The sequence below is a fragment of the Actinoplanes sp. NPDC049599 genome (genome assembly GCF_044465625.1).
Classification (GTDB): Bacteria; Actinomycetota; Actinomycetes; order Mycobacteriales; family Micromonosporaceae; genus Actinoplanes.
Map to the genome: position 1 here is coordinate 38,014 of NZ_JBITLX010000022.1, position 13,862 is coordinate 51,875.

13 protein-coding genes and 1 pseudogene are annotated in these 13,862 nt (G+C 67.6%); 6 read left to right on the forward strand and 8 right to left on the reverse strand.

Going from position 1 to position 13,862, the window contains the following annotated elements:
- Positions 1-2 precede the first annotated feature (2 nt).
- The 5 genes from ACIBQZ_RS30870 (at position 3) to ACIBQZ_RS30890 (ending at position 6,547) form a co-directional block, all read left to right on the forward strand.
- Entirely contained in the window at positions 3-1,418 is a 1,416-nt protein-coding gene (locus ACIBQZ_RS30870; RefSeq protein ID WP_396092337.1) for a CpaF family protein, read from the forward strand.
- Complete coding sequence (locus ACIBQZ_RS30875; RefSeq protein ID WP_396092338.1) at positions 1,415-3,385, forward strand: VWA domain-containing protein; 1,971 nt, start codon at positions 1,415-1,417, stop codon at positions 3,383-3,385. The genes ACIBQZ_RS30870 and ACIBQZ_RS30875 overlap by 4 nt, the downstream gene beginning before the upstream one ends.
- A gap of 14 nt (positions 3,386-3,399) precedes the next feature.
- Positions 3,400-4,311 (forward strand): type II secretion system F family protein, encoded by a 912-nt coding sequence (locus ACIBQZ_RS30880; RefSeq protein ID WP_396092339.1) that lies wholly within the window; start codon positions 3,400-3,402, stop codon positions 4,309-4,311.
- Positions 4,312-4,489: 178 nt separating this feature from the next.
- Positions 4,490-4,969: a response regulator transcription factor gene (locus ACIBQZ_RS30885; RefSeq protein ID WP_396092340.1), complete on the forward strand. Its 480-nt coding sequence runs from the start codon at positions 4,490-4,492 to the stop codon at positions 4,967-4,969.
- 18 nt (positions 4,970-4,987) lie between these two features.
- Positions 4,988-6,547, forward strand: a complete 1,560-nt coding sequence (locus ACIBQZ_RS30890; protein ID WP_396092341.1) for a diguanylate cyclase domain-containing protein — start codon at positions 4,988-4,990, stop codon at positions 6,545-6,547.
- On the opposite strand, the gene ACIBQZ_RS30895 is transcribed toward ACIBQZ_RS30890, so the two are convergent.
- Both ACIBQZ_RS30895 and ACIBQZ_RS30900 read right to left on the reverse strand, forming a co-directional pair.
- Positions 6,528-6,920, reverse strand: coding sequence for a hypothetical protein (locus tag ACIBQZ_RS30895; RefSeq protein WP_396092342.1), 393 nt, complete (start codon positions 6,918-6,920; stop codon positions 6,528-6,530). The two genes, ACIBQZ_RS30890 and ACIBQZ_RS30895, sit on opposite strands and share 20 nt — an antisense overlap.
- The gene (locus ACIBQZ_RS30900; protein ID WP_396092343.1) at positions 6,917-7,342 is read right to left on the reverse strand and encodes a hypothetical protein; all 426 of its coding nucleotides are present in this window, start codon (positions 7,340-7,342) and stop codon (positions 6,917-6,919) included. The genes ACIBQZ_RS30895 and ACIBQZ_RS30900 overlap by 4 nt, the downstream gene beginning before the upstream one ends.
- Positions 7,343-7,439: 97 nt before the next feature.
- Here ACIBQZ_RS30900 and ACIBQZ_RS30905 point away from each other — a divergent pair, with 97 nt between their 5' ends.
- Positions 7,440-8,105: a helix-turn-helix transcriptional regulator gene (locus ACIBQZ_RS30905; RefSeq protein WP_396092345.1), complete on the forward strand. Its 666-nt coding sequence runs from the start codon at positions 7,440-7,442 to the stop codon at positions 8,103-8,105.
- Positions 8,106-8,187: 82 nt separating this feature from the next.
- Here the strand turns inward: ACIBQZ_RS30905 and ACIBQZ_RS30910 are convergent, their stop codons facing one another.
- The 6 genes and pseudogenes from ACIBQZ_RS30910 to ACIBQZ_RS30935 all read right to left on the reverse strand — a co-directional run.
- The gene (locus ACIBQZ_RS30910; protein WP_396092346.1) at positions 8,188-9,045 is read right to left on the reverse strand and encodes an IS5 family transposase; all 858 of its coding nucleotides are present in this window, start codon (positions 9,043-9,045) and stop codon (positions 8,188-8,190) included.
- Positions 9,046-9,285: 240 nt separating this feature from the next.
- Positions 9,286-9,892 (reverse strand): annotated as a pseudogene (locus ACIBQZ_RS30915) (IS5 family transposase); the annotation flags it as partial.
- A gap of 70 nt (positions 9,893-9,962) precedes the next feature.
- Entirely contained in the window at positions 9,963-10,478 is a 516-nt protein-coding gene (locus ACIBQZ_RS30920; RefSeq protein ID WP_396092437.1) for a transposase, read from the reverse strand.
- A gap of 239 nt (positions 10,479-10,717) precedes the next feature.
- On the reverse strand, positions 10,718-11,764 hold the full coding sequence (locus tag ACIBQZ_RS30925) for a hypothetical protein (RefSeq protein ID WP_396092347.1): 1,047 nt from the start codon (positions 11,762-11,764) through the stop codon (positions 10,718-10,720).
- A gap of 19 nt (positions 11,765-11,783) precedes the next feature.
- The gene (locus tag ACIBQZ_RS30930; protein WP_396092348.1) at positions 11,784-13,337 is read right to left on the reverse strand and encodes a hypothetical protein; all 1,554 of its coding nucleotides are present in this window, start codon (positions 13,335-13,337) and stop codon (positions 11,784-11,786) included.
- A gap of 17 nt (positions 13,338-13,354) precedes the next feature.
- Positions 13,355-13,862 (reverse strand): WD40 repeat domain-containing protein (locus tag ACIBQZ_RS30935; protein ID WP_396092349.1); only part of this gene is annotated, 508 nt, incomplete at its 5' end.

Sequence of the window (13,862 nt, forward strand, 5' to 3'; positions counted from 1 at the left end):
CCGTGGGTCTGACCAAGCACCTCTCCCTGCGTCAGAGCGTTGCCGATGTCACCGTGGTCCCACCGGCCGCCGACGCGGCGCCGCGCGACTCCACCACCGGGCGAACCGGCGGCGATCGTTACCGGGCCGCCGGCCGGCCCGTGGCCGACCCGGTGAACGACGTACGCCAGCGCATCCAGCGCAGCCTGGCGGAGCTGCTGGGCCCGACCCTGTACGACGACATCGCCGACGCAGACGAGTTGGAGCACCGGGTCAGGCAGACGCTCGGTGAGCTCCTGTCGCGCGAGGAGACGCCGCTGACCACGCCGGACCGGACCCGGATCGTCCAGCAGATCGTCGACGAGGTTCTCGGGCACGGCCCGATCGAGCCGCTGCTGCGCGACCCCACGGTTACCGAGGTGATGGTCAACGGCCCGCACCGGGTCTACGTCGAACGCTCCGGACAACTTGTCGCGTCCGGTGTCGAGTTCGCCGACGAGGCCCACCTGCGACGCATCATCGACCGCATCGTCTCCCGGGTCGGCCGCCGCGTCGACGAAGCGAGCCCGATGGTGGACGCCCGACTGCCCGACGGCAGCCGGGTCAACGCGATCGTGCCCCCGATCGCGTTGGACGGCTCCTCCCTGACGATCCGGAAGTTCTCGCGCGACCCCTTCACCGTGCACGACCTCATCGCCTTCGGCACACTCACGCAACAGACTGCCGAGCTGTTGAACGCCTGCGTCCGCGGTCACCTCAACATCGTGGTCAGCGGCGGCACCGGCTCGGGCAAGACCACCACCCTCAACGTGCTGTCCAGCTTCGTACCGGTCGACGAGCGCATCGTCACCGTCGAGGACGCCGCCGAGCTGCAGCTCCACCAGGACCACGTGGTTCGGCTGGAGTCGCGCCCGGCCAATGCCGAGGGCCGCGGCGCGGTGACCACCCGCGACCTGGTCCGTAACGCGCTGCGGATGCGACCGGACCGGATCGTTGTGGGTGAGGTCCGCGACGGTGCGGCCCTGGACATGCTCCAGGCGATGAACACCGGACACGACGGTTCGCTGACCACCCTGCACGCGAACAGCCCGCGCGATGCTCTGGCCCGCCTCGAGACCATGGTGCTGATGGCCGGCATGGACCTGCCCATCCGGGCGATCCGTGAGCAGGTGGCCTCCGCCGTAGATCTGATCATCCAGGTGAGCCGGCTGCGCGACGGCAGCCGCCGGATCACCCACATCACGGAGGTCCTCGGCATGGAGGCGGAGGTGGTCACGTTGCAGGATCTGTCCGTCTTCGACTTCCGGGCCGGTATGGACGCCGGTGGCCGCTTCCTCGGCACCCTTCAGCCGACCGGCCTGCGGCCGCGGTTCCTCGAAGGGCTGGCCGCCCACGGCATCACCCTGCCGCCGTCGACGTTCATGGCGGGGCCACGATGAGCCTGGCTCGCCGTCGCGTCACCTCCCTCGTCCGGCGCACGCTGGCGCTGGCGGCTGCCGGTGCGGTGCTGATACCCGCGGGTCCGGCGGATGCCGCACCGGCCCAGCCGGTGGATGTCGTGGTCAGCGGTGTCCAGCCCTCCGTGGGCGCGGTGGAGTTCTTCGTCGCCGCCCGGGGCCTGCCGGCCGGGCAGACGCTGAGCGCAGCGCAGATCAGCGTCACGGCCGCCGGCACGCCACTGCCTGCGACGGTGCGGTTCGGGGCTGCCGCCGGCCGCGACAGCCCGACCAGTGCGGTGGTCCTGGTCATCGACACGAGCGGATCCATGGCCGGTGAACGCTTGACGGCGGCACGGGCCGCGGCGGTGGACTACGCCGCGACAGCACCGAAGGCAATGATGCTGGGGCTCGTCACGGTCGCCGACCGGCCGACCATCGTGCTGCCCCCGACGGCTGACCGGGCCACGTTCACCGCAGCAGTGGCCCGGCTGTCGGCAGGGGGCGGCACCGCGCTGTATGACGGGATCCAGGCCGCCGTGCAGTTGCTCGACCCCGCGATGCGGCCGGCCGCCGCCGACTTCGTCGAACGCCGGCTGGTGGTGCTCACCGACGGCGCCGACACCGCCTCGAAGATGACCGGGGACCGCCTCACCAGAGCGCTCAAACGGTCCTCCGCCGCGACCATCGACGCGGTGGCCTTCGGCGGCGGAACCGACCGGACGCGGCTCACCGACCTCACCGCGATGACCGGCGGACGGGTCTTCGACGCGGCCGATCCGGCGGCGCTGCGATCGACGTTCATCACCCTGGCCGCCGGCCTCTCGGCACCCGTGGTGGTCACCGCCACCGTGCCACCGTCACTGAGTGGCCGCAGCTCGTTGATGTCGGTGCGGGTGTCCGTGGGCGGGGTCGTGGCTGATGCCGACGTCCCGGTCGTGTTCCGTCCCGATCCGAGGGCCGCGCCGCCACGAACGTCGTTCACCGCCACGCGCGCAGGCAACGTCGGCCTGCTGGCCACGCTGAGCCTCGTCGCCGCTGCGTTGCTCGCCGCAGGCTTTCTCGTTGTCTCCCCGGTCACCGGGCGCAACCACGTGCGACGCCGACTACAGGACCTGGACCGCTTCACCACCCGCGGAGTCACCGCTTCGGCCGGACGCGACGACACGGGCAAGATACTGCGTGCCGCGCTGGCCGTCTCCGAACGGGCCGTCACGCAACGCGGGCGGCGGGCCCGGATCGAGCTGGCATTGGACCGGGCCGGCCTGCAACTGCGGGCCTCGGAGTGGCAGCTGATCCAGATCGGCGCGGCTGCCGCAGGGGCGGCGTCGCTCGCCTTCGCGCTGCCATGGTGGGTCGGGCTGCCGACGGGCCTGCTGCTGGGTTGGTTCGCCGCCGGGTTCTACCTACGGCAACGCGCCGGCCGGCGCACGCGGCTGTTCGCCGAGCAGCTGCCCGACGCACTGCAGCTCGTGGTGGGCTCCCTGCGCGCCGGCTTCTCCCTGCCGCAGTCCATCGACGCCCTGGTGCGGGAGGGCAGCGAGCCAGTGGCCGGTGAACTGGGCCGCGCACTCGCCGAGACCCGTCTCGACGGCGACCTGGAGGACGCCCTCGAACGGGTGGGGCAGCGCAACGACAATCAGGACCTCGCCTGGCTGGTGATGGCCATCCGGATCCAGCGAGAGGTCGGCGGCAACCTCTCCGAGGTCCTGGAGACAGCGGTCGACACGATGCGCGACCGGGCCCGTCTGGGCCGGCACGTGCTCGCCCTGTCCGCCGAAGGCCGTCTGTCGGCCCGCATCCTGCTCGCCATGCCGATCCTGCTCGGCGGCTGGATGTTCGCATTCCGCCGCGAGTACCTCGAACCGCTCTACACCCAGCCGCTGGGAATCCTGATGCTGGGCACGTCGGTAGCGATGATCGGCGTCGGCGGGCTCTGGCTCCGCAAAATCGTCCAGGTACGGGTGTAGCCATGACATCGTCAATGGTCCTCCTCGCCGGACTTGGCAGTCTCGCCGGCGCTGTCGTCGTCCTTGTTCTGACCTTCCTCGGCGGCGACCGCAACCGCGCCGACGTGACTCAGGCCCTCGCCGCGCTGCGCTCCCCCGGCCCGGCCGAATCTGTCGCCCCCCGCGACCGCCCGCTGGGCGAACGGCTCGGCGCCCTTGGTCAGCACCTCGGTCGGATCGGTGGCGCGTTGACCCCGGCCGCCGCAATCGCCCGGCTGCAGCGGCAGCTGGACTACGCCGGGAACCCGGCGGGCTGGCCGGTGCAGAGGGTGGTTCCGCTCAAGGGCATCGGACTGGCCGCCGGTGCGGTGGCCGGCGGGCTGTCCGGCCTGCTGTTCGGCGGTGCGGAAGGGGCACTCTTCGGCACGCTGCCGGGCGCGGCCGCCGGATTCCTGCTACCGGATCTCCTGGTCTACAACCTGGGGCTCAAGCGACAGCAGGAACTCTTGCTGTCCCTGCCGGACGTGCTGGACACGCTGGTCATCAGCGTGGAAGCGGGACTGGGCTTCGATGCCGCGATGGCGCAGGTGGCACAGCACGGAAAGGGGCCGATGGCGAGAGAGATGGTGCGCGTCCTGCGCGAGATGCAGATCGGCGCGGCTCGGGGCCAGGCCTTGCGGGCGCTGGCGGCACGGACCACGGTGGCGGAATTGCGAACCTTCGTCACGGCGGTGGTGCAGTCCGGGGACTTGGGAGTGCCGATCGCCGGAGTGCTGCGTGAGCACGCCCGGGAGATGCGGTTGAGGCGACGTCAACGAGCGGAGGAGCTCGCCCAGAAGGTTCCGATCAAGATTCTGTTCCCCGTGTTGTTCTGCCTTTTCCCCTCCCTGTTCGTGGTGATCCTGGGACCGGGGGTGCTGCAGATCATGGATGCCTTCGCCCCATGACTTCGCATCGGGCCGCGCTTGGTCGTCCGCCTCATGTGCTCGGCGCCCCACCCGATAGGAAGCCGCGAGGACCGGGGCCGACGCCACCGGCATCTATACCACCGATCAGCCAGAACATCGCAACGAAGCTCGAGCCGCAGAGCCCTGCGCCGTGCCGCAGCAACGAGGGAGAGGCACCATGGCAAACATCCTGGTCATCGACGACGACGTCGCGATCTGTCAGCTGCTCACCGACGTTCTCGAGATCGACCAGCACGAGGTACGGGTGGCCATGGACGGCAACGAGGGCGTACGCGCCTTTGACGTGCTCCGGCCCGATTTTGTCGTCCTCGACGTGATGATGCCCGGCCTCGACGGGCACGGCGTCCTGCGAACCATCCGCGATCGACCGGGCAATGCCGTACCCGTCCTGATGCTCACCGCCTCGGCAGATGCCCGATCCGCGCAGCAGGCCTGGGCACAAGGGGCCAACTACTACCTCGCGAAGCCGTTCACGGCGGATGAGGTGTTGTACCTGATCGACGGCGTACTGCAGCACCGCATCCCGATGACCGACGCGCTCAAGGCGGTCCAGTACGCGCGCAGCCAGGGGTATCACGGCGCCGCTGACGAACGGCCGGGGACTCGAAGCCTCGGTGCCGTAAAGTCCGAGCGCTGACGGCCGATATGCGAAGCCGTGACCCGACCGCGCACCCAGGCATGGAGCATCTACCTGGCTCTGGGCAGCGTGGCGTCGGTTGTCACCGCGTTCGGCAGTCATCGCTGGTCGGCCTGGAGCGCCGCGGCGCTGCAGGTGTCGGCCGGGCTGATCGTCGTCGCCGGCATTCGCCGGCACCGTCCGGCACGTCCGGCGTTCTGGGTGGTGACGGCGGCCGCCCTGATGGCGTACGCGGTGTCGCAGCTCCTGTGGCGCACCGGCGACGACGCGTGGGAAACGATCATTCCGTTCGGTGGCATCGCCGATTGGCTGCTCTACCTGGCGTTCGGACTGTTCACGGCGGCCCTCGCGAGCTGCGCGCTGCGGGGACAACCGGCCGGCAACCGCCGGACCGACGCGATCGACGGGCTCGTGGTGGTTCTGGGTGTGTCCGCCGCCAGCTGGCACTTCATCGCCGAGCCGTTTCTGGCCATCGGCGGGCTCGACGCTTGGCAGACCGCACTGTTCTGGTTCTACGAGCTCTTCGAGCTGGCCCGGATCGCGCTCCTGGCGCTGATCCTGATGTCCCCCTCGGCGCGTGGGCACGCTCAGCGCCTGGTGCTGACGGGCATGGCCCTACCGATCGCCGGGGACGTCCTGTTCACCCACGCGGCCACGACGGATGCGGCCGTACCCGTCGGGTGGTTCGATCTGCTCTGGCTGCTGGGACCCGTCATGATCGCGGCGACGGCACTCCACCCCGCGATGGCCGTACCCGTGCGGCCGGACCGGCCGGCCGACACGGTCTCGGGCCCCCGCCTGGTCATCTTCGTGCTGCTGACCGCCGTGATCCCGGTCGTGACCGGGCTCGACGACATCACCGGAGTCGCGGCCCCGCGGAGCCGGCCGGCCGAGGGCGCGTGGGTCCAGATGATTCTCGGGGTCAGCGTCGCCATCCTGCTGGTCCTGCGGCTGGGCATGCTGAGCGCGGTGGCGCAGCGCCGGTCCAAGGCGCTCGAGGAGGCGCTGCGGCAGCAACAGGCGCTGCGCGAGCAACTCGAGCATCGGGCCACCCACGACTCGCTCACTGGTCTCGGCAATCGTGCGGCCCTGATCGACGCCCTGGACTCCGCGCTGGCCCGGCCGCCCGGCAGCCGGGGCTGGCTGATCCTGCTCGACCTGGACGGTTTCAAGAAAGTCAACGACACCTTCGGGCATCCGGTCGGTGACGCCCTCCTGGTGGTGCTCGCCGGCGATTTCGATGCCGCCGTGCCGGCCACCGGGCGGGTGGCGCGGCTCGGCGGCGACGAGTTCGCGATCGTGCTTCCCGAGGCCGACGAAGCGGCGGTGACGTGGCAGGCCGAACGGATTCTCGGGCTGGCCGCGCAGCAACGGCGGATCGCCGGCGCCACGATCACGGTATCGGCCAGCCTAGGGCTGCTGCCGCTCGAATTGATGACCGATACGGCCGACGCACTGCGGGACGCCGACATCGCCCTTTACGCCGCGAAGGACGCCGGCCGCAACCAGTACTGCATCAGCGTGCCGGCGAGATCCCGTCTGTCCGCCGGCACGCGGGTCAGCATGCGTACGCGATGACGACGTCCGCGTTGCTGGACGCGGACCGGTTACCGGCGGCATCGACCGCCTTGACCGTGACCGTGTTGGGCCCCGCGTGCGTGAATTGCAGGCCGCCCCAGACCGCCGAATTGTTGGCGTAGTCGGTGAGCGAGCCGAGCAGGACGCCGTCGGCGAACACCTCGTACCGCAGGCTCGACTGCGGCGTGACGTTGTCCGTGGCCCGCTGAATGCCGATGGTGAGCGGCATGCAGCCGGGAATCCAGCGCGCGCCCGAGGCATAGATGATGTACGGCGCTGTGGGCGGGCGGGTGTCCCCGGCGGCGGCACCGGTTGCCAAGGTGGACAGGATCGTGGCCGCTGCGATGGCCGCCACCCGGATCGACGTGGTCATCGGTCTGCCTTCCGGCCGGCCAGACGCCACAGCGCGAGAGCGCCGACGAGCAGGCCGAAGTCGCGCAGGGCCACGTCGTAGTAGTCGCCGAGAATCAGCAGGTTGACGATGATCCCGGCGAGCCAGGCGGCCACCACGACGGCGCCGTACTTGGGCCGGATCGCCACGAGGAGCCCGGCCGCGATCTCGACGACACCGACGACATACATCGCCTGTGGCGCCGTACCCGGGGCGAGCCGGTCCACGAACGGCGCCAGGTAGCCCGGCCAGTCGGTCAGCAGGTTCGCGAATTTGTCCAGGCCGAACAGGATCGGCGCGACCGTGAAGACGGTGCGCAGCAACAAGAACGCCTGCTGCGCCGGCCCGCCCACCCGATCGGCAAGCCGGGCCGTCGAGGAAGCGCCGTGCGTGCTGGTGACCATGACATGCTCCAATCTTCTAAAAACCCATTTCCTGTACGTTAGACGCTAGACCCAGCTCTCTTCTAAAGTCAAGAGAGTCGTGTTTTACACTCGGATCATGGCCCAACGCCCGCTACCCGACCGAGTCGCCGCCCTGGCCGCACTCGACGACCCGACCCGCCGAGCCGTGTTCGACCTGGTCAGCCGGGCAACGACCGCGGTCGGCCGGGATGCGGCGGCGCAGGCCCTCGGCGTCAGCCGCCGGATCGCCGCGCTCCACCTCGACCGGCTCGCCGATCAAGGCCTGCTCCTCGTCGAGTACCGCCGCCCCGCGGGCCGCAGTGGTCCCGGCGCCGGTCGCCCCGCGAAGCTGTACCGGCGGTCCGCGGACGAGGTCTCGGTGTCGGTGCCCGAACGGCACTACGACCTGGTCGGCGGCTTGCTCGCCGCGGCGGTGGCCGAATCGATCGACACCGGCGCCCCGGTGGAACAGGTGCTGCACCGCACCGCCTACGACGCCGGCAAGACCATCGGCGCGGCCTCCGAGAACCTGTTCGAGGCGCTGCAGGACGCCGGATACGAGCCACGGCCGGAAGATCCCGGCAGCGCCGCCGTCGTGCTGGGCAACTGCCCGTTCCACCGCCTCGCGCAGCAGTACACGGCACTCGTCTGCGGGGTGAACCTGCAGCTGTTGCGCGGAGTCGCCGACGGTGCCGGCGACTCCTCCGATCGGGTGGAGCTCGATCCGGGCCCGGGCCGCTGCTGCGTACGGCTTCGGCCGTGACGGTGGTCGAAGGTCTCTGGTACTGCAATCCCCAGTCAGCGTCGTTCTCTCAGAGGACGTCTGATTAACGTTTTTTGTGGTATTATGTGGTTTGGGCGTCTCGCCAGGTTGGGGTGGTTTCGTCGGTGAGTCGTCGGGCGAGGTTGTCGATCATGGCCATGGTGATCATGCTGGCGGAGTTGCCGGGCAGGGTTTCGTAGTCGCGTACGAGGCGGCGGTGTTGCATGAGCCAGCCGATCGTGCGTTCGATGACCCAGCGGCGTTTGACCACGCTGAAACCTTTGACCTGCGGATCCTTGGTGACGATCTCGACGTCGATGCCGAGGGTGGCGCCGTGCTCGACGGTTTTGACTTTGAATCCGGCATCGACCCAGGTCTTGGTCAGTGCTGGGTGGATCGTGGTGGCCTGGTTGAGCAGGTCGTTGCCGATCGCGTTGTCGCTGACGCTGGCGGCGGTGACGATCACGGCGAGCAGCAGGCCGAGAGTGTCGGTGATGATGCCGCGTTTACGGCCGACGATCTTCTTGCCGGCGTCGATGCCTTGGGTGCCGGTGGGCACGTTGGTGGATGTCTTCACGCTCTGGGTGTCCATGATGGATGCGGTCGGCTCGATGGTGCGGCCGTGGTGGTCTCGGACGAGTCCGGTGAGGTGGTAGTTGAGTTCGGTGAAGATCCCCTCCTTATTCCATAAGGCGATGTAGCCGTAGACCGTCGCGCGTGGAGGGAAGTCGTGCGGGAGGTAGCGCCAGGCGATTCCGGTGCGGTTGACGTACAGGATCGCGTTGAAGATCTCGCGCAGGTCGTGGATGGGGGTGCGGCCCTTGATCCCGAGCGCGGTACGGGCGTCGGTGCGGGCCTGGCGCCACGCGGTGAGCCGGGGTGCGATCAGGGCCCAGCGGGCGTCGGACAGGTCGGACGGATATGCGCGTCGTTCGGTCATGACCTGGGGATACGGTGGTGCAGGCAAGCGGCGGGGACGCGGGGTCCGTCGATTCCTGGTGGAAAGCTAATCAAACACGATCGAGGGATTAAAGCCCGCAGATCTACTCATAACAGAGTCATCCCGAAAGGTTCGATTCGGGTGTATAGGCCATCCAGAGCCGAGATCGCACTGCCGTAACCCGCCGATAACTCACCTAACACTACTAAAACGTCCAGTCAGTGAGTGTTTGAGAGAGGGCTACTCGGGCGTGGCGGCGAGCTGACGGCGGTGTTGCCGGGTGGCGGGTCGGCCGCGGTCGAGGCGGCGGACCATGGTGTTGATGGCGGCCCAGCGGATGAGTGCTTCGGAGACGGCGGGGTCGCGTTCGTAGTCTCGTGCCAGCCGGCGGTGTGCGGTTAGCCAGGCCAGGCACGCGTTCCACGACCCACCGCTTGGGGTGCACGGCGAAGCCGCGCTGCTCGGCCGGCTTGCGGACGATTTCCACGGTCGTCTTCAGAGTGCCGGCGGCCCAGTCGACCAGTCTGCCGGCGAAGCCCTGGTCGGCGAACATGTGCCGGATCGGTGTGCTCAGGTAGGTGCTCAGCAGGGTGGTCTTCGCGCCATCGCGGTCCTGCCAGGCCGCGGACGTCACACAGACCACGACCAGCAGGCCGAGGGTGTCGGTGACGATGAATCGCCTACGTCCGTTGATTTTCTTACCGGCGTCGTAGCCTCGGGAGTCACGGCCGACGGTGTCGGCGCCCTTGACCGACTGGGAGTCGATGATCCCCGCGGACGGCTCCGGTTCGCGACCCTCGCTGATCCGGACCAGCTCCCGCAATTCGTTCAGGATGCGTTCGGTGACCTGGCGTGCTCCCACTGCTGAAACTGCCAGTAGACCCCGAAGATGTCGCTGGCCACGGTCGACAGTTTGATCAACGCGTCTTCCAACAGTTTCTCCATGCGCTGCTTGTCCGGGTGCGTTCCGCGGTCAGGTCCAACCGCAGCCGGGTGTAGTCACGCAACCGGCGGATGTCCGCGGGTGGGACGAACGATGGACGCAGCATGCCGCGCTCGTTCAGCTTCGCCAGCCATACCGCGTCGAGTTTGTCGGTCTTCGGGCGGCCCGGAACCTGCTTGACGTCGTTGGCGTTGACCAGCCACACCGTCAGGCCGTGAGCTTCGAGCAGGTAGTAGAACGCCCGCCAGTAGTCCGACGTCGACTCGATCACGACGCGTTCGATGCCCTCGTCGACCAGATGGGCGCCCAGTTCCATGATCGCGTTCGTGGTGGACCGCACGTCCCATACTCGGGTCACCCTGCGTCCGGGCACCGTCGGGTGCGGTGTGCGGGTGCAGGCCTTGCCGAACTCCTTGCCCACATCGACCGACGCGACCCGATGCACGATCTGTTCGTGGTCGTCGGCCGGGACTTCTTGCGGTTCTTGCATCGCCACGCGGGTGCTCCTCACCTCGCCGGGTCGGGTTGGCGGGTTGCCCGCAGGGCCACGGTCAGGGAAACCGAAATTCTGATCGGCGTGCTCGAAGCGACAGTGTGCGACCCTTCAGGTCGGGCCCCGGCGCCAGACTAATTAACGGGCTTCACTACCAAGGACGTGTCGGCGTCGGCGAGCAACCCCACCATCTTCACGCCGCGGGCGGCGTCCCCGGCAGGGGATATTGGGACTAATTAGTCAGCGACCAAACCCGACGCGGCAGCAAGATCGTCCCACGACAGGGCCGGATACAGTGCAAAGCAGGCTTCGATGTTCGACTCCGCCCCCGAATTGGGACTCACGTACGTGCCGTCCACCCCGTCATATGTCAGCTGTCGGAAGCTGTCGTAGACCGGCGCTGAAGCCGCGTTGCGCCCGAAGAACCATGCCCTGGCCAAATCCGCGAGTTCTGCCGCCCGTGGGTCGCCGGACGCCCGGTGAACCGCGGCGAAGGCCCGCACCGCGCAGCTCACCTCGTACGGAACGGTCTGCGTCCGCCCGCTGAAGCCGGAGGCGACCGCTGGGCCGAAGAGCTCGAATGCCGAGGTGATCGCCACGTCGGACAGCGAGGAATGCCCGAAGGCGGCGGCGATGCGGATCAGTGCCTCCTCCTGATGGTGTGCCCAGAAGCGTGCGGTCTGCGGATCGTCGGCGAGCACCCGGCCGTCGCGATGATCCGCGATGATCTCCGCCGCCTTCCGGCAGAAGCGCGCGGATGTCGGGTCCTGGGTGACCAGCCAGTAGTCAAGCTCGGCCTGGGCGGCGAGAGCAATGGCGCCGACCAGTTCCTGCTGGTGGAGCCATTGCCGTCCGAGCTGGAATGCGCGGTCCGCCTGCTCCAGGTGAAACGTCCGGAGTGTCGCTGCGAGTGCCTGCATGGCCCGGACGGTCCACCACGGTCCGCCGGGTGACGAGGACGGCGCCGTCAGATTCGGGCGCCCTCTCCAGTCGAGGATGAAGTTGGGGAACGAGCCGTCGTCCTGCTGCATACGCGTGAGGAAATTCAGCAAGTGCGTCACCGCGGACACTAGCCAGGGGTACCGGTAATCGCGCCACAATCTGCAGTAGAACACGAGTGCTCGGGCGGCGTCGTCGACGCACGCGACGCCTTCATAGCCGGCATCAGCGGCATAGGCATGCGTGAAACCGGCATCGCTGGGTTCGGCGTACACCGCGAGTGCTGCAGCCGCCTGCGCGTCCCCGTCCAGGCGGCGGGTCAAAAAAGCCAGATGAGACAACATATGCGTCCCCCGCGGCCCATCAGCCCCAGGATCCTTGCAGATGGGCGAGATCGAACACTCCTCCGGCCGCATATATCGCGATACCGGCCTTCTCGCCCGGCATCTCCCGCGTCGTGAGACCCTCGTACGGAAGTACCGATCCGTCGTCGTAGTGATGCAAGAACCGGTAGGACCGGGACACTCCGAGTTCGCAGACGCTTCGGATGGGCAGCAGCAGCATACGGTCCTCGATCGAGGCGAGTGACACCAGCGCGGCGACCGACTCGCGAAAGGTCGGATACATCATCCCGGCGCACCCTTCGAACAGGCCGGCATTGACATGATCCCGGTACATCATGAGCAGCATTGCATGCGTGAAGTCCTCGCCGACCCTGCGGTGAAAAGGAGTCTCGCGGCTCAACTGGAAGGCGCTCTCCGCGGCCCGTGCCAGCAGCTCCGGCTGATGGAACAGTTGTTGCACGGGGAAACGCCGCATCACGGTCAGCGCTTCGGCCGCCTCGGCCTTGAATTCTTCGGCCTGGTGGGGAATGAGAGACGCGGCGGCGAGCATGACGCTGGCATAGAGCCCGCCCGCGGCCACGTTGAGTTTCCCTCCCTGGTTTTCCCGGTGCGTTGCATTGAGGAACAGGGGAAAGTTGTACCTCATCTCCCTGCCTATCGCCATCCAGGTGGCGACTGCGCGGGCGGCAAGTTGATGCAGCTGCGCACCGGGGTTCGCCGCTGCGAGGTAGAGAATGTCGCTGAGATTGCTCAATGCGTACCAGGTGTCCAAAATGACGATGTCGTCTTTTCGCGACGTTTTCCCCACGACATAGGAATTCTCGAACAAGTCCAGCACCGGATTGAAGAAGTTCGGGATGACCTTCCGGGCCAGCCTTTGACTGATCCGGCCCGCGCGGGTAAGCCCGAGGTGCTGTGCCGCCCCATGCAGCGATCGAGCGATGCTCACCTGAGGAATCAGCTCGACATAGGGCATAGGTCTTCCGTATATGTCGCGAGAACTGCCGTCCATGGATTGGTAGGCGATGCCTCCCAATTTCTTCGCAAGGGGGTGCTGCACCTCCTTTGTGTCGAGCCGGTCGAGACAGCGTGACGACAGGTCTCGCCAATTCGGCGTGAAGTCCGGTGCCGCAGGCAGGGGAGCCATCTGGAAGCTCCGGGTGACGAGAGTTTCCACCGCTTCCCATTGGCTGGGCATCTCCTCCCTCGGCGAATGCCACACCTTGAGGCTCACCAGTGGATTTATGGGCAGGGTGGAGAAGAGGCCCAGTTCGAGAACGCCGTCTCGCGGTTGGACGTCAAGTCGGCACTGCGTCCAGTCGACCGGCCCGTTGACCATGATCACCCATTGCCTGTCGGCTCCGGGGTGGTAGTAGTACATACCCGGGAAGCTGTTGCCCCGGCGACCGGAGCTACTGGGAACAGGTCCGGCGATGAGCACTTCATGCCATTGCGTTGATTGCCTGTAGGAGAGCAGACTCACCCGGTCGCGATCGGAACTCCTGTCATTGACCTCGATAACGATTCGGTCGTCGTGATATCTGACCTTGATGTCGTCCTGACCTTCTGTCATTGCGGCTCCGTCGTTGACTACGAGTTCCTCAAAGAGATGATCCCGTCACTGCAACCGATGATTAAAACCTGTGGATCCGCACAGACAGCCGCAGGCTTCGAGGGTGCAACACCATGGGTTGCAAGAAGGGGTTTCGGTTGATCGGAGTTGACCCTTGGATCCGGATCCCAGACCCGCGCGGTGTTATCATCGCCCGCCGAGATGAGCGTCATCCGGCCATCGACATGTTCTCCGAACGCGAGTGAACGCACCTTCGCGGTGTGGCCGCTGAGCGTCATTTCCGCCGACTCGGAACTGTCAACTTCGTGCACCACTATGCGCGGGCCACCGGCTGAGGCGAGTATGGTCCGGCCGTCGCTGACTCGCCCGATCGCTAGGGCGAGCACCGGCCTTGTATGACGTGCAGCCGGGTCCGGAAGTCTCGATCCGGTGTCCGGATCCCACAGCAAGATTCGGGTGTCGTCGCCGCCCGAGGCAAGCAGCGGCCGGCCGTCGGAGGTGGTACCGAAGGCCAACGCTCGTACG